This is a genomic window from Streptomyces sp. NBC_00400 (assembly GCF_036048035.1).
Classification (GTDB): domain Bacteria; phylum Actinomycetota; class Actinomycetes; order Streptomycetales; family Streptomycetaceae; genus Streptomyces.
Genome location: NZ_CP107940.1, coordinates 799883 through 818994 on the forward strand (window position 1 = coordinate 799883; position 19112 = coordinate 818994).

Genomic DNA, 19112 nt, shown 5'->3' on the forward strand with positions numbered 1-19112 from the left:
GACGCATCGGAGAGGGGATCACGTAAAGATACGCCCAGACAATCTCACGTATGGGCATCTCGACGTGACTTGCGATGCCGATATGCGCGATATCATTCGCGAGGATTTTGCTAAAAATTGCGCAGAGCCCGCCCTTTATGCAAGACCAGAAAAATTCACACCCATTCCCGGGCGGCGTAAATGGCTAATGAAGCGTGTCGCTGGCCAGATGAATTCCCGGCATGTGACTGAGCGAATCTCATCGTGCCCGGTTCGAATGAGGACAGGACCCATAACGCAACGAAGCCCCTCGATGTCGCATGGAGAGTCAACTACCGTGCAACACAAGACGCTTCGCCGGCGCCCACCTATCGCGCCACGCTCGTTGTACCCTCCAGCCTGGTTTCCTGACGAGAGAACCTGACCGCCGCCCGAAGGGGTGACGCGGGCGGTATCCGGCGGGCCCTGGCGCCGTGGGGCCAGGCGCTCGTGCTGCTGGCCTTCCTCGCCAAGAGCGACACCTTTGAACAGCTCGGATGCCACTTCAGGATCGGCCACCGAGACCGCCCGCCGCTACGTCAACCAGGGCATCGATACCCTCGCCGCGCCACCCACGGCCTGGCCGACGCCCTCGCCGCCTGCGGGAAAGAGGGCGCCTGCTGCGGGACGGCGCCCTGATGTCCGCCTGGCGCTGCAACCAGCCCGGCCACCGAAGCCCACCCGGATCCGCTCTACCAGGCCAAACACCGCGAACACGGCATGAACGTGCAGGCGCTGACCCTCACCGAGGGGAACTGGTCCTCCTCGGCGAGGCCCGGGCCGGTCCGCGTACGACCTGACCGCTGCCAGCGCCGACGGCATCATCGAGTCCGCCGCCGAGCAGGACGTGGAGATCATCGTCGACTCCGGCGACCAAGGCGCCGACGGCACCGTCCACACCCCGGTCAAGCACCCCGAGGGAAAGCCCCCATGGCGGGGAGAAGCCGGCCACCACCGCCCTTGCACGCCTGCGAGCCCCCGCAGAGCCGCCCTTCGCCCAGCTCAAGAACTGGCGCGTGCTGTGCAAGATCCGTATCAGCCCCGGACGGGTCACCGCCCTGCTGCACGCGTTCCTCGCCGTCAACCAGCAACAGCGCTCACTCGCACGGACGCAACTGAGATCTGCTCACTGAACCTGAACCCTATTTGGTCATCGCCGGCGACCCGGTAGCGGCCCTCCCATTGCCGTCAGCCGAGGTGCGCGGATTGAACACACCCAACCAGATGGTCGCCATGATGACGCAGGAAACCGACTCCGTCCGTGACTCTATCGCAGAGAAATAGCAGCCACGACATCTCACCGAACGAAGGGGAAAGCCTTGACTGAAACATTTTCCGGTCGCCATGTCGAGATAGCCTGGCCCGACCTGGGTATCACCGTGACCGCGGAACTCGACGGCCGCAACACTGAACTTGCCGACGCACTGTGGGAGGCGTTGCCCTACCAGAGCCTGCAGGGACACGCGCTGGTGGCGGGGCAGCATCTCTATCACGCGGCACCGATCCCGTCGCTTCTGCATCTGTCCGCGTCCACGCGGATCGCAGATCGACGCGAGGCGCCCGATGGGACCGTATTCTGCTCCGCGCTACAGCATTTAGGCATCAAGTACGGCGCGTTAACCGAACCGATGCCGGCATCCCCGGTGGGCCGGATCCGGCAGGAAGATATGCCCGCACTACTGGAGGCCGGGCAGGCGATCTGGGATTCGGTCTATTCGACGAAGAAGCCGATCCTGGCGGAGGTCCGCAAGGCGGGAACAGAAGGCGGCCACCGTATTCCGCAATTGACCGCCTCAGATCCCGACGCGAATCGTCTCATCCACGACGTGTACACCGCGACCGAGCGTGCTTGGCTGTCCGGACCACAGGAGCTCGTTGATCTCCACGAAGGGGTGATCCCTTCCGGGGCAGGCAGTTTTGAGACGGTGTTGCCCACACTGTTGTTCGTCAACGGTGAGACCCGCCCGCTGGGGTATGCCACCTACGGTGGTCTGGTCCGGGCCGCGGTCCAGGACATGCCGATGGATTCATTGCGTCACATGACGCGCCTGCTGGTCGGTCTTCCGGCCGAGTTCCTGGGCTACTGCGGCCTGGAGCAGCTTTGGAGCTTCACCCAGCGCTTCCTGACCTGCCTCGACCAGCTCGATCGCGACGATTTCCTGAGTGTGGTGAGCCAGCTGGCCCTCTACGTCAACTGTTTGGGCGGTTGGAATCTGCACCTGTACCCGTGGGACACCGCAGATCACCTGCGCCAACTGCGCCCCGATGCATTGGTCCGCCAGTCGTGAGCCAACTGCCCGAACGCACGGACGCCGTCGTCATCGGCGGGGGCGTCATCGGCAACTCAATAGCGTGCCGGCTAGCCGAAGCAGGCGTCGGTACCGTCCTGCTGGAGCGTGGCGCGCTCGGATCGGGATCGTCCGGGACCACTGCGGGCGTTGTCCGTACCTACTTTCCCGGCAACCCTCTCATCAGCAGCCTTGCCGTCCGGAGCCTGGCGGCTTACCACGCCTTCACCGAACGGACCGGAACCGACCTCGGCTTGAAGCGTATCGGCCTCCTCGTGCTGTTCACCGACGAACACCAGGTGCAGGACTTCCGGGATACCCAAGCTGCCCAGCAGGCAGCTGGAGTGGACGTCGAACTCGTGACCGCTGCTGAAGCGGCGCGGCTCAACCCGCTGGTCGACGAGCGAACCATCCTGGCGGCAGCCTGGTCGCCCGAAGCCTACGCCTGCGATCCCGCCGCGATCGTGCGCGGCTATGCCACAGCCGCACAGCAGGCCGGCGCCCTTCTGTGCACGGAAACACCCGTCACCGGCATCGACCCGGACGGGCGGGTCCACACACCTGCGGGCAGCATCCGCGCCGACACCATCGTCTGCGCGGCAGGCCCCTGGGCGGGAACGGTCGCCGCTATGGCCGACGTGCACATTCCTGTGACCACATACCCCGTCGAAATGCTGCTGACCGACACCCCCGGTAGTGCCCCGCGCAACGCTCTGCCGATGACCATGCACCCGTCCAGCCTGCGGATTCGAAGCTGGGGAGACCGCGTCCTCGTCGGGATGGGCCGCCCCGCTCCGGACGAAACCCGACAGACCTGGCTACAAAGGGTGTCACACCACCTCGGCACGACCTTCCCGTCCCTAGCCGGCAACGGCCTCGGGAACGGGTGGAGCGGAGACCTCGATGTCAGTCCGGACGGGATGGCTTTCATCGGCCGCGATCACTCCCGCCCGTTCTTCTACGCGGCTGGATTCTCCGGTCAGGGACTGTGCCAAGCACCTGCCGCCGGAGAGATCATCCGAGACCTCGTGCTCGACAGGAGATCCTGGATCGACACGGCCGGCCTCTCCACCGCCCGCTGCCTCAGTGGTCCGGCCGAGACCGGGTAGGAACGCGCTTGCGTGCGGCGGAGAGCGGGGCGCGAACGGTGAGCCGACGTTGCGCGCCGGTTTCCTTGGCATTGTTCAATTCTTTCGAGAGGGAAATCCATGGTCGAGCACACCGGCGGAGAGTTCGTTCGGGAGATGATGCAGTGGCACTTCAGTCCGGAGACCGGGTCACCGTTCTGGCTGAAACGGGCCGAGACCCTCAACTTTGATCCGCTGACCGATGTCCGGGATTTCGATGATCTCGGCTTGTTTCCCAATGTGGTGGACGAGCTGCGCGATGTCGGCGTCCGTGAGCTGATTCCCCTTGGCTACGGCGACGAGCACAGGGCGGCCGTCTACGAAAGCGGCGGTACCACGGGGCAGCCCAAGCGAGTGATGTACGCCGCGGAGTGGCATCGGCGCAGCGTCGAATGGTTCAGTGAGCGACTGGATTCTCACGGCGTACCTCGAAATGTCGACTGGCTCAGTGCGGTTCCCAGCGGGCCGCACAATGTCGGAGCGATGGCGGCCGACGCGGCGATGGCTCGCGGTGGGCTGAACTTCAGCATCGATCTGGACCCGCGATGGGTGAAGAAGCTGCTCGCGCAGGGCCGGACGGACATGGCCGACGCCTACACCGATCATCTCATCGAACAGGTCGGCTACATTCTGGCCGGCCAGGATGTGGGCGTCCTCTTCGCCACCCCGCCGATGCTGGAGCGCCTCGCGCAGCACGACGATCTGGTCGAGCTGGTGAACCGGAAGGTTCGCGCGATCATCTGGGGTGGTACACATCTGGACGCCGACACCCGAGATCTGCTGCGCGACGAGGTGTTCGGAAACGCCAAGTTCGTCGGCGGCTACGGCGGCACGATGATGTTGGGGACATCGGTGGAACGACCCGGCCTTGGTGACGACGAGCCGTGCGTCTTCGACTCCTTCGCCCCGTACACCACGTTCCGGGTGATCGACCCCGACACCGGCCGGGTTGTTCCGTACGGTGAGCGCGGGCAGATAGTGGTGCATCACATGAGCCGAACTGCCTTGCTGGTCAACAACATCGAGCGGGACTACGCAACCCGGATCGCACCGGTGGACAGCGGCTTCGGTGATGCGGTAGCAGACGTCGCACCCGTGGCGTCCTTCGGCGATACGAAGGTGATCGAGGGCGTGTACTGATGTTGTCCCTGGACGTTCTCGGCCCCGGCGGCCCCTATCGGTCCCGGCGCCAGGAGACCATTCGGGATCTTGCCGGAAGCTCGGTCGCGACACTGAGTCTCGCACCCTCGCTCTACATCACCCGCGCGATAAAGGCCCTGCGCCGAGCGCCGGCGTTACCCGTCGACGCACGGATCGCGGCGTTCGCACAGGCGGGCCGGGCTTTCGCCACGCAGTCGATCGGGGGACTGACGGCGCAGGAATATCAGCACACCGTCAGCGCGGTCACCGGGATACCGATCACGGTGGTGCGCAATGCCACCGACGAAATCGCGCGGGCCGCCGAGCGGATCCACCACAGCCTGGAGAACGCGCGGCCGGCCGCTGCGGTCGGCTCGTGGCGCGATCCGCGGGCTCAGGGCGGTGCAGCGGTGTGGACCCGGCGCGGTGAGGTATTCGCCGTCCATGCGGCGGGCAATCACCCTGCGGTGCACCAGGGTTGGTTCGATGCTCTCGCGCTCGGCTACCGCGTTGCCGTGCGCCCCTCCCGTCGTGAGCCGTTCACCCCGCATCGGCTGGTGACTGCCCTGCGCGAGGCCGGTTTCGGCGACGAGGGAATCGCATTGCTGCCCACCGACCACAACGTGGCCGACGACATCCTCCGGCACGCCGACTTCGGAATGGTGTACGGCGGTGCGGATGTCGTGGGCAAATATGCGGGCGATGGACGCATTCTGCCGCAGGGCCCCGGGCGCTCCAAGATACTCATCACTGCCGAAACCGAGTGGGAGCCGATCGTCGACACCCTCGTGGAGTCGATCAGCAGTGGTGGGGGCGTCGGTTGCGTCAACGCCACCGGCGTACTGGTCGAGGGCGACCCTTCCCCCGTGGCCGAGGCGATCGCCGAACGCCTCGCCGCGCTGCCCAGCCTGCCCGTGACGGACGAACGCGCCGTCCTGCCCGTGATGCCCGTCGGTCCCGCCCGTCGGTGGGACGGGTATCTGCGGCAGCGGGCAGCGGGCACCAAGGCGTGGCTCGGCGGTGACGGTATCGTCGACGATCTCGGCGATGGTTCCGCGGTGCTCCGGCCGGCGGTGCACCAGCTCGACAGCCCGTTCGCCGAACAGCTCGGGATGGAATTGGGCTTCCCCTGTGCGTGGGTTGCACCGTGGGACCGCGACGCCGGGATCCGGCCGCTGCGCGACACCCTCGTCCTCACTGCCGTCACCACCGACGAGAACCTGATCGACGCATTGGTGGCCGAGCCGACCATCGCCAACGTCTACGTCGGTGACCATCCGACACCGTGGATGGAACACGGACTGCCGCACGACGGCTACCTTGCTGAATTCCTCATGCGCACCAAGACGATTCGACGCTGACCCACGAGGGCGCTGTGCCGGGCAGCGCCCTCGCCGGCTTCCGAGGTCAGCGGTGGTCCGCCAGGTGCGACGTGTCGTTCAGCAATTGCACCGACGCATTCCCCTCCCCGTAATAGGCCACGGCCGACAAAGAGGCAGCCGACAGCTCCATCCGGAACAGCGACGCGGGCGGTGCGCCCAGCGCCAGCCGAACCAGCGTCCGCAACACCCCGACGTGCGAAACGACCAACACCGTCTGTCCCTTGTACCGCGCCAGGAGCCGGTCCCGAGAGAGCGCGGCCCGGCGCGCAACCGCGGTGAATGTCTCCCCGGTTCCGCCCGGCACCGCCGCCGGGGAGGCGCGCCACGCTGCCAGCTCGTCCGGGTGGCGTTCGCCCACCTCGGCGAAGGTAAGTCCCTCCCAGGCGCCGAAATCCGCCTCAGTGAGCCCTTCGTCGACGTGGACTTCCAGGCCCAGCCGCCGTGCCGCAGTCCCGGCCGTCTGCTGGGCCCGGCGCAGTGGTGAGGACACCACCGCCTGCACCGCGCCGCGTGCCACGAGCGCCCTCGCGGCGGCCTCGGCCTGCCGTTGCCCGGCGTCCGACAACGCCGGATCGGAGCCACCGCTGCCGGACAACCGTTTCTCCGGTGTCAATGCCGTCTCACCGTGGCGTAGCAGCATAAGGGTCGTGGGGCTTTCCTGGTCGGCGAGCGCGGGATTCACGCCGGCCGTTCCACGACTGGTTCCGGCGCCGATGCGCATCGGGTCGCCCCTTTCGATCCTGGCCCCCGTCGTCGGCGGCATTGTGGCGCATTGTGTAGTTCAGCGCAGTGCGGCTATGACCGGTGCGAAGTTCTCCATGTTGTATTCCATGACCGTGAAATAGGTGAAGCCGTAGCGTTCGCGGCGTTCCTTGATTTGTTGCGCCATCTCCGCCGGGGTTCCCATCAACACGCTGGGCAGGTCCTCGGGGCTGTCCGCAGCGTCGGGCAGCAGCGGATCGAACCTGTCAGGTATCGCGCTGCGTTCGGCGGGCGGAATCACCTGCTGCACCAGGATATTGAGCTCCACAGCGTCGGCGCGGTCACCGAGCAGGCCGCGCACATAGGCGACCCGTTCTTCCATCTGCGCGACTCCGGCCAGATGGAGTACATCACCGGTGGTGTTGGCCCAGCCTCCGGTGAAGGCGATGATGTCCGCGTGCGTGGCGGCCAGCCGCAGCAGCCGGTCGCCCCAGCCCCCAATCAGCAGTGGTGGCCCTGATGGTTGGGCTGGACGCGGCTGATAGTCCGTGTCCTCAAACAGACGGCGCAACGTGGTGACAGTCCGTTCCAGCTGTTCAACCCGCTTTCCGCCGCTGGGGAACGGTATCCCCGCGGTGTCGAACTCGGCCTTCACGTAGCCGGCGCCGAGCCCGAGTTCCAGACGCCCGTCGGCGAATTGGTCGGTGCTCGCCACGTCACGCGCGAGAAGGGCGGGGTTGTAGAACGGTGTGTTCAACACGAACGTGGACAGCCGTACCCGTTCGGTCGATTCGGCTGCGAGCACCACTGCTGGAAACGGCGCGGAGGACCCCAGATGATCGACCACTCCGACTACATCGAAACCCAGTTCCTCGGCTCTGCGGCACCTCGCGATCCACTCGCGTCGCGATCCAGGAACGAACATGTTGACACCGAAACGGAAAGGGCGCTGTAAAGGCATTATTCCTGTATATCATGCGATGATTCTCCCGTCATTCCGCTGGGTGGAACGACATCATCTCCATCAGTTATCCATTGTGGTCTTCTCGGCAGCGCCATGGTTGCGGTGCGTGACACCTGTGGCTGGTCGAGATGTGACCTGGCGTCAAATATGCGTGAAACCGGGTTCACTGCCCCCGGGTGGGCGCTCTCGAACTCCCGGTGTCATTCACCTGAGGCTGAGTCAAACAGTGGGTACGGCGCCGAACGCCATCCGTAGTGCCGGGTGCCGGGATCGTGAAAACGTCTCGAATCTCTTCGCCTTCCTGGACGACCATCCCAGGGCGGTGGTCGGCCACCGGTGGAGTTTCGCGGAGAACACCGTCCGCCTGGCGGCGGCCCGGCGGCCCGCACCGGCGGCCCGGCTCAGACGCCGGAGGAGACCTCAGCCTTCTCGTGGGACCCGGTGTCCTTTCCCTCGGCCGCCGCCGGCGCACGGTTGCGGCGCACGGACGAGAAGAAGGACCAAGCGATCAGGAGGACACCGACGGAGCCGGTGATGACCTCGTGGATCTCGTACTGGATGGTCACCAGGAGGATCACGGCGAGGGCGCCGATCGCGTAGTGCGCGCCGTGCTCCAGATAGACGTAGTCGTCCAGGGTTCCCTGACGGACCAGGTAGACCGTCAGCGAACGCACGTACATCGCGCCGATGCCGAGTCCGAGCGCCATCAGAACGATGTCGTTGGTGACGGCGAAGGCGCCGATCACGCCGTCGAAGGAGAACGACGCGTCCAGGACCTCCAGGTAGAGGAACATAAAGAACGCGGCCTTGCCGGCCATCGCCATGCCGGTCTTCTTCTTGCCGGTGCGCTTGGCCTCTTCCTCGGCTTCGTGCTCGCGCTCCTCGTCTTCCTCGAGCTTGTTCTCGAAGAAGCCGGAGAGGCCGCCCACGATCAGATAGGTGATCAGACCGGCGATGCCGGCGATCAGTACGGTCTCGGCCTTGTTGACGTGTGTGCCGCCGTGCTGATGGGCGTTGACGGCGAAGGTCATCGAGGTGACCAGCAGGACGATCAGCGCAAGGCAGACCGACAGCATGTCCACCTTGCCGAGCTTGGCGAGCGGACGCTCCAGCCAGCCGAGCCACTTGATGTCCCGGTCCTCGAAGATGAAGTCCAAGAAGATCATCAGCAGGAACATGCCACCGAAGGCGGCGATCGACGGGTGAGCGTCGGTCACCAGCTGCTTGTACATGTCCTTGTCGGTCATCGCCAGGTCGACGGCCTCGATGGGCCCGATCTTGGCACTGATCGCCACGATGACGACGGGGAAGACCAGCCGCATGCCGAATACGGCGATGAGGATGCCGATCGTGAGGAAGATCTTCTGCCAGAAGGCACTCATTTTCTTCAGGATCCCGGCGTTGACCACGGCGTTGTCGAAGGACACCGAGATCTCGAGGATGGACAGGATCGCCACGATCCCGAAGCCGGTCCACCCCCCGTATAACACCGCCGCGACCAGGCCGAGCGCGGTGACCGCGAACGACCAGCCGAACGTTTTCAGAAGCACTGGCTACCCCATCGTTTTGTACGGGCCTCACCCGCGCCGTACCTGGCTTTACGAAACCTTGACCGCGAAGTCTAGAGTGATTACCTCGCAGCCCTGGCGCATATTCCGGGCCAACGGCGCAGAACCTCCACTCGCCGCCATGCCGGCAGACCTCACCGAAGATCATTTCCGGCTCCGTGGACGCCTCTTCGCTGAGGTCGCAGCGGGCGAGCTCCTGACCGTCGACCTGGTTCACCACGTGGATGAACCCGTTGCCGACTTGGCCGAAAGTCTGCCCGCGGTTGTCGGCGTCGTGGATCGAGACCGGGAAGATGATCTTGTCGCGGGACCTCGGCATCACCGCGGAGTCGCTGCGGTGATGGGTCCGTAAGGACGACACCGTCGCCTGCATCGAAGCCCACTCCCTCGGCGGCTGACGAATGCACGGAGGCCCCGCAGCCTGCGGCGGCTGCCGGGCCTCCTCCCGCTGATCGGGCCCTGATCCACACCCTGGAACACCTGACGGCGAGCCAGGACTCCCATGCGGCTTTGTGATCTACCCAGTGGGTTCGTCGACCGACCGTTGTCGGTAGCGGCTGCGGCGGGGCAACGGCGCGCCAGTCATCCCATGGCGCTCCGGCCTTGTCGTGCCGGTGGGTCAGACTGCGGCAGCCAGGGCGTCGAATTCATCGTCGGTGAGGGTGATGCGGGCGGCCTCGGCGTTTTCCTCCAGGTGGGCGGTCCGGGAGGTGCCGGGGATGGGGAGCATGACCGGGGAGCGGTGCAGTAGCCAGGCGAGGGCGAGTTGGGAGGGGCTGGCGCCGTGCCGTTGGGCGGCGGCATCGAGCGGGCCGCCGGAGCGGGCGAGCTCGCCGGTGGCTATGGGGAACCACGGAATGAAGGCGATGTTCTCGCTCTCGGCGTACTCAAGGACGTCTTCGGCGCTGCGGTTGGCGAGGTTGAAGAGGTTCTGTACGGAGGCGATCTCCGTGATCGTGCGGGCCTCCTTGAGCTGCTGGACGGTCACTTCGGAGACGCCGATGTGGTGGATTTTGCCTTCCTGCTGGAGCAGGACGAGCTCGCCCAACTGGTCAGCGAGCGGCACCTGCTCGTCGATGCGATGCAGCTGGTAGAGGCCGATCCGTTCGACGCCGAGGTGGCGCAGGCTCAGCTCGGCCTGCTGGCGCAGGTACTCGGGTCGGCCTACAGGTCGCCAGTCGTCGGGGCCGGAGCGGGTCAGCCCGCCCTTGGTGGCGATGAGTAGGTCGTCGGCGTAGGGGTGCAGAGCCTCGCGGATGAGCCGTTCGCTGACGAAGGGGCCGTAGGAATCGGCCGTGTCGATGAAGTTGATGCCCAGCTCGACGGCGCGGCGCAGCACTCGTACGGCTTCGGCTGGGTCCTTGGGCTCACCCCAGATGCCGGGTCCGGTGAGTTGCATGGCGCCGTAGCCGAGGCGGTTGACGGTCAGGTCGCCGCCGAGGGCGAAGGAGCCGGAGGCTTCTGCGGGGCGGGAGCTGTTCTGTTGGCTCATGTGATCCATTTCTTTCACTTGGAATCTGTGTACCAACTGTGCCCCGAAGCCGCGGGACAGTCAGGTGGAGTCTTGAAGTCCGTCTGCCGGGCGGCTCCATGTCCTGCTGCGGGGGCATGGGTTGACGGGTGTGAGGAGTGCGGGAGGCATGGGCGTGATGGTGGCGAAAGTGCGGCTGCTTGTAGGCCGGATACCGTTGTGGTGGGGAGAGAGCCGGTCCGGGTGTCGTCGGTAGTGCGTCAGGAGAGTCAGCGTTGAGTCAGCACGCACCCTGCCAGCGGTGGTGACAGGTGGCGACACCTGCACGCCCAACGCGCTCCGGAGCGCGGAGCATCTGCTCGACGGAGTGATCGAGGCGGCACCCTTCCCGGTCGGCGCACTCGACGCCTTGGAGCGGCAACTCCCTCACTCGGCACCGGAGTTCGGTGCCCTCGACGCGGACGGCGTCCGGGTGGTCGCCGCCACCGCCGCCCGGCACCTGGCCGTTCTGGCCGACCGGGACGGTGTGTGGCTGTCGCCGTTCGCCCGGGTACCGCTGTGTCATCTGCCCACCGGTGCGCTGTACGACATCCCGGAGTGGATCGCGTCGTGCGTCACGGCGGTCGCGGAGGGCACCGAGGGCGTCGAGGTGGCGTGGCCGCCCACTCAGCGGCCGGACGAGGTCGCCCCGGCCGTCGGCGCGGCGCTCCGGGAGTTCGCCGCGTCGGGCCTGGCCACGGACGGCGAGGAGCGGTTCGCCAGGTTCGCGCGGCTGCTCGACGACACCGCGCGGCTGTACCGGACGGAGCTGACGCGAGCATGTCTGAACGCGCTGCGGGCACCGGAGCGGGCCATGCGGGATCTCGTGGCGCGCAAGACGCCGTCGGCCCGCCGTGCGCACGGTACGTCCGCGGTGGACGGCACCCTGCTGGACAACTGTTTCGACCGGTCTCCGGAGGAGAGCGGCGACCTGCTGCGGGCCCTCGCCTCCTCTCTGAACGACTGCTTTACGACATCTACTGGGACGAAATCGGCAACGGCGAACCGGGCCGGAGCCACGGCGTGCTCGACGAGGATCTGCTCGCGGGGATCGGCCACCGGCTGCCGAAGTTCTGGACGCGGGAGTTCGTCGAGGAGTCGACTTGGCTCCGCAGGTATCTCCAAGGCCGACGATCTGACGGAGCTCGGGTACGACACGAGCTTCACCCGCCTCCACATCGCCGACGACAACGTGGAGATGGGGCACTCGGCCAAGTCCCGGGACGCCGTGGTGTTCCTCATGGCGCAGGCGGCCCGGCTCGGCGTCGCCGACCTCGTCTGGGAGCGGATCAGGCGTGGCGCAACGGCCATGCGCACGGCCTACGTTGTACTGATGCAGGGGCGCCTCAAGATCGCCCCCACTCAGGTGCCGAACCGGGCGCCGAACCGTACCCCCCATGCCCACAGCAGGTGATTTCCGCATGCCCACCAACCCCTCCAGCACCATCAGCGCCATCCTGGAAAGAGAGTTCCCACAGATCCGCGTCACGTCGGTCCATCCCCTCGACAAGGGCTACACGAGCAAGCAGTGGGTGGCCGACACCGACCGGGGCCGGCTGCTGGTCAAGGTGCCGCAGCGTGAACGGGACCCCGAGCACCTGCGGCGCCTGATGGCCGCAGCGCAGGTGGCGGCCGAGCACGGCATCCCGGTGGTCCGCTACCGGCAGCTCGTCCCCCACGAGCCGGCCGTGGACGGCCCGCTGGTCATCCAGGAGTTCCAGGAGGGCGACGCCGCGGGGGACGTGTGGGAAGCCCTCGGCCCGGAGCAGCGGCTGACGCTGGTCCGCGACCTCGGCGACGTCGTCGGACGGCTGCACGCCATCAAGGGCCCGCACTACGGCGACGTGCTCGGCGGCACCTCCGCGCCGACGCTGCGGCAGGCGGTCGAGGCGGAGGTGGAGGCGCTGCTGCCACAGGCCGACCTGACGCTGATCGGCGACGCCGACGCCCTGCGGACCGCCGTCGGCGCCGCTCTGGCGCGGCTGAACGACGCGGCGAACGTCCCGGCCCTCACCCATGGCGACCTGTGGCTGCCGAACTTCCTCGTCCGCGACGGACGGATCAGTTGCGTTCTGGACTTCGAACACGCCCTGTACGCCGACCGGTTCCGCGACTTCGGCAAGCTCGACGAGCACCTCTTCGACGGCTTCGCGGACGGCCGGGAGGTCTTCCTCGAGGCGTACGCCTCGGCCTGTCCGCTGCCGGACGACCACCGCGAGCGCATCTCCCTCGCCCATTTCCTGCACGCCCTCGCCATGCACGCCTACTTCCTGCGCTGGACCCCGCAGTGGGCCCCGCAGTACGCCGAGCAGGCCAAGGCGTGGCTGGTACGTCAAGCGTGAACCCGGCGCAGGGAAGACCTCCCGGACCCACAGCGGAGGAGACCATGCAGATCGATTCCGCACGCGCATATCTGCTGCGCATGCCGTTACAGGTGCCCTGGAAGACGTCCTTCGGCGCCCAGCCGGACATCGACACCGTGCTCGTCCGCCTGCGCGGCGGGGGGGACGACCGGATGGGGTGAGGCGGCGCCGGGCACCTGGCCGCTGTGCTTGGCGGCCCGCGTGTGCGCTTCGCCGAGACGATTCAGCGGAACGTCGTACGGGCACCAGACCCAGGCGCATGGCTGCGAAGCGCCACGGACACCTGTTTGGGGCAGTGAGCCCTGAGTGGTCGGCGCCGTCACTCCTTCGGGGGTTGTTCACGCTGCCGGTGCGACAGAGGATTCTTCGTGGTGATCGGCGGTGTGCCGGTCGAGCCTGGCCGGCAGATCGTCCAGGTCGGAGGTGGTGAACCTCCACTGGAACGGCTGTGCCGTGGCGTTGTAGCGGTCTTCGAAGGCTCGGAGCCGGTTCCTGACCTCGGTGAGGTCGGTGAAGTCGTCGGGCGAGAGGGCCTTGCGCTGGACGGCAGAGAAGTAGCCCCCGCAATGACCGGTGCAAGAGGCCACTTGGACAGGGAAAACGCAACTTCGACGTGGCCTGCAGAGGCAGCTACCTTCACCTGGTCTTCGGCGATCGCCCACGGTCGTCGCCGGGAACCGGAGATCCGGGTCTGCTTCGTGGGTGCGGTCGGCGGTGTTCAGGATGTGTTCAGGCTGCGGCTGGAAGCATCGGGCGGCGTGCGACGTCACCGCGGTACGCGGTGCACCTCGTACTCGCCGTTCGCCGCCAGTGTGCGTACTCCGTAGAACCCCCACGGCACCCCGTGCAGTGATGCGGAGGCGCCTCCCAGGAAGGATTGGCCTTGCCTGAGCCTGAAGTCCTGACCGATATGGACGTCACCGGCACCGACAGGTACGTGATGCGAAAGCTCCCCGAGGTCACGCTGGCCTTCTGGGTCATGAAGATCGCGGCGACGACCCTCGGCGAGACCGCCGGTGACCTCTTCGCCCAGACCCTCAAACTCGGGTACTTCCTGACCACCATCGCGCTGTTCCTGATCTTCGTGCTCACGCTGGTCGTGCAGCTCCGGTCCCGGCGCTACAACCCCTTCTTCTACTGGACCGTCATCCTGTCCACGAGCATGGCGGGCACCACGATGTCCGACTTCATGAACCGGGACGCCAGCGCCACGTTCCTCACCGACGGCGCGAAGTCGCTCGGCTGGGGACCACAGGGCCTGGGGCTGGGCTACCCCACAGGGGCTGCCATCCTGGTCTCGCTGCTGCTCGCCATCTTCGTCCTCTGGAAGTGCACCGGCCTGACGTTCGCCATCCGCGACATCGTCTCCTTCCGCGCGGAGGCCCTGTTCTGGGCGGCGATCCTCGTGTCGAACACGCTCGGCACCTCGATGGGGGACTTCCTCTCCGACAGCTCCGGACTCGGGTACGCGGGCGGCGCCCTGCTCGTCACCGGTGTGCTCGCCGTACTCGTCGCCCTGATGCGGGTGCCGGCCGTGCCGAACGTGGTCCTGTTCTGGATCGCCTTCGTGCTCACCCGGCCCCTCGGGGCGACCGCCGGTGACTTCCTCACCAAGCCGCTCGCCAAGGGCGGCCTCGACCTCGGCACGGCCGGCTCGTCGGCGGTACTCCTGGGGGTGCTGATCGGCCTCATGAGCTACGCCCACGTTCAGGAGCGCAGGACCGCGGCCTCCCAAGACGCGACGCTCACGGGCGTTTCCTGAGCGGCGCCGCGCGCGGCGTGATCATCCGGTGGGCAGGCTGACCACGAAGCGCGCGCCCGGGTGGTGCCCGCCGTCATGGGTCACATCACCGCCGGCGGAGCGGGCCAGGCGTCGCGCGAGCGGCAGTCCCAGGCCCGCTCCGCCGTGTCCGTCCTCGGGGTCGGCGCGCCGGCCCGGCTGGAAGAGGTCCGCGGTGAAGGCGGCCGGGACACCGGGACCGTCGTCGACGACCGCCACCCGTATGCCGTCGAGCCCCGTCGAGACTCGGATGGCAACCCGGTTGCAGGCGTAGCGCAGCGCATTGTCGACGAGCGGGGCGACGATGCGCTCCAGCAGCGCGGCGGGCACCCCGGCCACGAGGGTGTCCGGACCGGAAACCGTGAGCGTGGTCTTCTCGGGGGCTTCGAGCCGGACGGCGAGCCGGCGCAGCAGGGCCATGACGTCCGCCGTGCCGGGAACGGAGTGTGCGCCGGCCCGGGCGTCGTCGAGGACGGTCTCGCAGATGGTGCGCATGGAGGTGGCGGCATCGGCGATGGAGGCGTGCGTGGCGCGGGTTTCGGCGGTGGAACGGGGGCGGGTCTGCCACCAGTCGAGTTCGGCGGTGATCCGCGCCAGGGGGTTGCGCAGCTCATGGGAGAGCTCCCGGGTGAGCTGCTGTTCGTGGCGCAGCACGGCACGGATCCGGTCCAGCAGCTCGTCCAGTGAAGCCCCGAGCCGGGTGAGCTCGACAGGGCGGTTCCCGGCGCCGAAGCGCTGGTCGGAGGCGACCACGCTCCACCGGGTGGCCTGCTCCGTCATCGTCCGCACGGGCCGCAGGGCGCGCCCCACCGCCAGCCGGGTCAGGACATAGGTGCAGGCCAGGACACCGGCGTCCAGGGCAAGGGAGGCGATGAGCAGGGTGTCGGCCGAGGCGCGGTACGGCGCGAGGTCCATGGCGGTGACCACGGCGGCAGCGGGCCCGGCACCCGGCCGGACCCCGCCCACGGGCTCGGCACACAGGCGTATCCGATCACCAGCCGTTACCTCGGCACAGCGTTTGTCGCCGTGCGCGGCGAGACCCGTGGCGGTGCGGGTGATCATGTCGCCGGGCGGGGCGGAGGCAGGGTGCTCCAGCAGCCGGGGGCCCGCGTAGATCCACACGTTGGTGTCGAGGGCGGCGTCGCCCGGCGTCTCCAGGACGCGTACCGGGTGATGGCGGGTGTCGACGGTCGCAGCCACGGCGCCGGCCCGGGCGTGCAGTTCGTTGTCCGCCTGCTGCTGGAGGCGCTGGCGAACGATCGAGTTGAACACGACGGTGAGGACCACCATCACCAGAGCGGCGGTGGTCAGCGCAATAAGGGACAGCCGGCCCCGCAACGTACAGGGGCGGCAGCGGCCGGCCCACGCGGCGAGACGGTTGGGGGTGGCGCTCATGACAGCCGGTGTCCGATCCCCCGGAGGGTGCTGATCGTCAGGTTGCTGCCTGCCTCCCGGATCTTGCGGCGCAGCCGGCTCAGATACTGGTCGAGGGTGTTGTCGCTGACCTGCGCGCCCTCCGGCCAGCCGGCCCGGACCAGCTCCCTTCTGCCCACCACTGCCCCCAGGCCGGCCATCAGCGTGGCCAGCAGACGGAACTCGGTGGGCGTCAGCGCCACGTCGACGTCCCGTACGCACAGGTTGTGGTGCACCGGGTCCAGGGCCAGGTCCCCGGCGGTCGTGGGGGCGGTGGGCCCGGAACGTTTGAGGGCGGCACGCAGTCTGGCCGCGAGTTCGGCGAGGTGGAACGGCTTGGGAAGGTAGTCGTCACCTCCGGCGGAGAACCCGCTGAGGCGGTCGTGGAGTTGATGGTGCGCGGTCAGGAAGACGACCGGGCCGGCGAACCCCTGCGCCCGCACGGCCTGGCACACGTCCCGTCCGTCCGCGTCCGGCAACCCGACGTCCAGCACCACCGCGTCCACGCGGTCGCCGGTCAGCCGCAGAGCTGTGGCGCCGTCCGGGGCGGCCAGTGTCTCGAAACCCTCGTCACGGAGTCCGCGCACCAGCACGTCCCGCAGCTCGTGGTCGTCCTCGACGACCAGGATGGTGAGACGCAAACAAATTCACCTCATGGCTCGGGCGTTCGTTCCGGGGTGCAGCGCCGGCCGCAATTCGCCGGACCTGCGCCCACGGCGAACACGGCGGGAACGTCCCGTTCAGCGGCTGGTCCCCGGATGGCCTTCAGGACGGTTGTCCCCGTCGTGGTCACGCGCTGCGGGGACGTCCGGATAACCGGCACCACCCCAGTGTCTACAGTGACGTAGACGGTCTACTTTACCGTAGACGACAAAAGCGGGGGTGATGCGTGAGGGAGGACACACCGGCCGCAGGTGGCACCGGGCACGAGCCTCGGGCGGCCGGCGGGCGCCACGGCTGCGAGGGCGGCCTTTCCGGTCGCGCGGGCCGCGAGCTGCCGGCCGCCTACGGCTTCGACGCCCCTGGGCTCTGCGCTCAACGACACCCACCAGCGGCTCGGCATGGCGCTCCTCAGCGCCCGCCTGACGGCTGTCTGCCGTGCCGGACCGCTCCCTGCCGCCGCTCACCCGCACGAAGGCACTGAGACGACCATGAAGATGACGTAGTAGACGGCGGCGATGACCGGGGTGTCCCGGTCGGTCACCGCTCCGGCCGGCACCGTGCCGATGCCCGGGTAGCTGAGGAGACGTTTGCCCAGCACTGCGCCGATGCGCAGGGCAACGGCACCCGCCTGACGCGCGGCCGGGGCCGCCACGGGCTGCGTGGCGACCTCGGTGCCGGACTCCTGCTGGACGACCTTGACCTTGATGCCGGCCTCGCGGGCCTGGGAGGCGAACAGCGTCGCGGACTCGGCGAGCCCGGAGGTGTCCTCGGGGGTGACCAGTTCGTAGGTCTTGGAGAAGTCGAACTGCGCTGCCTTCAGCAGCTTCTTGGCCTCGGCCATGTCGCGTTGGCGCTGCACCAGCGCGAGATTGTCCCGGACGCTGAGGTGATCCAACAGGTGGCCGGACGGTAAGAGCACCCCGATGTGCCGTGCACCCAGGTCGACCTGCTCGCTTTCGGGGCGGTGGCTGAGCCTTCGGCCCGCCACCAGCACCGTTCACTACCTGGTTCGGCTCCCCCCGACGTACACGGGGGGCGCTCCCGCGTCGGGAGAAAAGCCCTTCGTCAACTTGTCCGCGGGGTGACACGCTCCGGCTCGGATACGTCCCGTCGGGTGACCGTCAAGAACACCACCAGACCGAGGATGACCGCCAGGAACAGCACACTGGTGATCACTGTGCCCATGCCGAGCCCGCCGTCGGCGGTCGGCTGGGACAGGTAGTCACCGATCGAGGCGCCCAGCGGCCGGGTCAGGATGTAGGCGATCCAGAAGCTCCACACCACATCCAGGCCGAGGGCGAAGTGCGCCACCGCGACGGCGGCAATCGCCAGGGCGAACAGGCCGGCGGAGACCCAGTACCCGAGGTCCATGCGTTCGGCGACCAGGTCACCGGCTGCGGTGCCCAGGGCGAAGGTGAACAGCACGGCGAGCCAGTAGAAAGACTCGCGGCGGGTGGTGTCGACGTGGTGGATGGACAGCGTCCTTTCGCTGCGGTACCAGGCCACGAACACCACGACGAGGGCCACCGCGAAGGCCACGGTGCTGGTCTCCAGCGGTACGCCCAGGTTGTCGGTGAGATTGTCGCTGATCAGCGTGCCCACGACGCTGATCAGCGCCACGGCCGGCCAGTAGATACCGGGCCGGTAGGCACGGGTGCGGAACTGCGCCACCAGGACCGCGACGAGCAGGACGCTCATCAGCAGCGACACACCTGTCAGACCCAGGCCGAGCTTCTCGTTCAGCAGGTCGGCCGCGGTCTCGCCGACCGTGGTGCACAGGATTTTGATGCCCCAGAAGTAGGCCGTGACTTCGGGAACCTTGTTCCAGCGGAGGTGCTTGCCGGTAGAGACGGAAGCTGTACCTGTCGGTTCGTGCGGCTCAACGGCCCCAGAGATTTCAGCTGTCATGGTGCCCGACCGTGCCATCCGCAACCTGAACACATCCTGAGCACGCACCGCGCAACGCTGCACACGAGCGAGGGGAAGACGACGACAGGAGGGGCGCACTGCCGCCCTCGAGCGGCCGGCGGACGCACTCGGCACCGTGATGCGCGGCGTGGTCCGCAGTCGCGGACACCTGTGGCTGTCCAGCCGCCCCCGACTCCGTCGTGACCTGGTGCTCGGCCGGGTCGCACCTGGAACTGCGCGAGGCAGTCCTCTCATGTCACGGCCCGACCAGGCCCGCTCGAATGTC

16 protein-coding genes and 2 pseudogenes are annotated in these 19112 nt (G+C 67.6%); 8 read left to right on the forward strand and 10 right to left on the reverse strand.

Annotated features, from left to right (window positions below; genetic code table 11):
• Positions 1-1337 precede the first annotated feature (1337 nt).
• The 4 genes from OHS81_RS03575 (at position 1338) to OHS81_RS03590 (ending at position 5934) form a co-directional block, all read left to right on the forward strand.
• Positions 1338-2306, forward strand: a complete 969-nt coding sequence (locus OHS81_RS03575; RefSeq protein WP_328382341.1) for a hypothetical protein — start codon at positions 1338-1340, stop codon at positions 2304-2306.
• Positions 2303-3415 (forward strand): NAD(P)/FAD-dependent oxidoreductase, encoded by a 1113-nt coding sequence (locus tag OHS81_RS03580; protein WP_328382343.1) that lies wholly within the window; start codon positions 2303-2305, stop codon positions 3413-3415. Before OHS81_RS03575 ends, OHS81_RS03580 begins: the two co-directional genes overlap by 4 nt.
• Before the next feature lie 99 nt (positions 3416-3514).
• On the forward strand, positions 3515-4573 hold the full coding sequence (locus OHS81_RS03585) for an AMP-binding protein (RefSeq protein WP_328382345.1): 1059 nt from the start codon (positions 3515-3517) through the stop codon (positions 4571-4573).
• Positions 4573-5934 carry an aldehyde dehydrogenase family protein gene (locus tag OHS81_RS03590; protein ID WP_328382346.1) on the forward strand — a complete coding sequence of 454 codons (1362 nt, stop codon included), beginning with the start codon at positions 4573-4575 and terminating at the stop codon, positions 5932-5934. The genes OHS81_RS03585 and OHS81_RS03590 overlap by 1 nt, the downstream gene beginning before the upstream one ends.
• A 46-nt stretch (positions 5935-5980) precedes the next feature.
• Here the strand turns inward: OHS81_RS03590 and OHS81_RS03595 are convergent.
• The 5 genes and pseudogenes from OHS81_RS03595 to OHS81_RS03615 all read right to left on the reverse strand — a co-directional run.
• A pseudogene (locus OHS81_RS03595) lies at positions 5981-6601 on the reverse strand (histidine phosphatase family protein); the annotation flags it as partial.
• A gap of 135 nt (positions 6602-6736) precedes the next feature.
• Positions 6737-7618 carry an LLM class F420-dependent oxidoreductase gene (locus OHS81_RS03600; RefSeq protein ID WP_328382348.1) on the reverse strand — a complete coding sequence of 294 codons (882 nt, stop codon included), beginning with the start codon at positions 7616-7618 and terminating at the stop codon, positions 6737-6739.
• A gap of 404 nt (positions 7619-8022) precedes the next feature.
• Positions 8023-9171 (reverse strand): DUF475 domain-containing protein, encoded by a 1149-nt coding sequence (locus OHS81_RS03605; protein ID WP_328382350.1) that lies wholly within the window; start codon positions 9169-9171, stop codon positions 8023-8025.
• 48 nt (positions 9172-9219) lie between these two features.
• Positions 9220-9493: pseudogene (locus OHS81_RS03610) on the reverse strand (TerD family protein); the annotation flags it as partial.
• Between the two features lie 315 nt (positions 9494-9808).
• The gene (locus tag OHS81_RS03615; protein ID WP_328382352.1) at positions 9809-10681 is read right to left on the reverse strand and encodes an aldo/keto reductase; all 873 of its coding nucleotides are present in this window, start codon (positions 10679-10681) and stop codon (positions 9809-9811) included.
• A 280-nt stretch (positions 10682-10961) separates the two neighbouring features.
• On the opposite strand from OHS81_RS03615, the gene OHS81_RS03620 reads away from it, so the two are divergent.
• Genes OHS81_RS03620 through OHS81_RS03630 form a run of 3 tightly spaced genes read left to right on the forward strand, consistent with a single transcriptional unit; the run spans position 10962 to position 13223 of the window.
• Positions 10962-12113, forward strand: coding sequence for a hypothetical protein (locus OHS81_RS03620; RefSeq protein WP_328382354.1), 1152 nt, complete (start codon positions 10962-10964; stop codon positions 12111-12113).
• Between the two features lie 7 nt (positions 12114-12120).
• Complete coding sequence (locus tag OHS81_RS03625; protein ID WP_328382356.1) at positions 12121-13041, forward strand: phosphotransferase family protein; 921 nt, start codon at positions 12121-12123, stop codon at positions 13039-13041.
• Between the two features lie 44 nt (positions 13042-13085).
• Positions 13086-13223, forward strand: coding sequence for a hypothetical protein (locus OHS81_RS03630; protein ID WP_328382358.1), 138 nt, complete (start codon positions 13086-13088; stop codon positions 13221-13223).
• A 177-nt stretch (positions 13224-13400) separates the two neighbouring features.
• On the opposite strand, the gene OHS81_RS03635 is transcribed toward OHS81_RS03630, so the two are convergent.
• Complete coding sequence (locus OHS81_RS03635) at positions 13401-13649, reverse strand: hypothetical protein (RefSeq protein ID WP_328382360.1); 249 nt, start codon at positions 13647-13649, stop codon at positions 13401-13403.
• A gap of 296 nt (positions 13650-13945) precedes the next feature.
• Between OHS81_RS03635 and OHS81_RS03640 the strand changes: the two genes are divergently transcribed.
• Positions 13946-14824 (forward strand): COG4705 family protein, encoded by an 879-nt coding sequence (locus tag OHS81_RS03640; protein ID WP_328382362.1) that lies wholly within the window; start codon positions 13946-13948, stop codon positions 14822-14824.
• Positions 14825-14845: 21 nt separating this feature from the next.
• On the opposite strand, the gene OHS81_RS03645 is transcribed toward OHS81_RS03640, so the two are convergent.
• From OHS81_RS03645 to OHS81_RS03660, 4 genes are all read right to left on the reverse strand, one after another.
• Positions 14846-16237, reverse strand: coding sequence for a sensor histidine kinase (locus tag OHS81_RS03645; RefSeq protein WP_328382363.1), 1392 nt, complete (start codon positions 16235-16237; stop codon positions 14846-14848).
• Positions 16234-16896, reverse strand: a complete 663-nt coding sequence (locus OHS81_RS03650) for a response regulator transcription factor (protein ID WP_328382365.1) — start codon at positions 16894-16896, stop codon at positions 16234-16236. The genes OHS81_RS03645 and OHS81_RS03650 overlap by 4 nt, the downstream gene beginning before the upstream one ends.
• Positions 16897-17378: 482 nt before the next feature.
• Complete coding sequence (locus OHS81_RS03655) at positions 17379-17906, reverse strand: hypothetical protein (protein WP_328382366.1); 528 nt, start codon at positions 17904-17906, stop codon at positions 17379-17381.
• A 77-nt stretch (positions 17907-17983) separates the two neighbouring features.
• Positions 17984-18826, reverse strand: a complete 843-nt coding sequence (locus OHS81_RS03660) for a COG4705 family protein (RefSeq protein WP_328382368.1) — start codon at positions 18824-18826, stop codon at positions 17984-17986.
• Positions 18827-19112 lie beyond the last annotated feature (286 nt).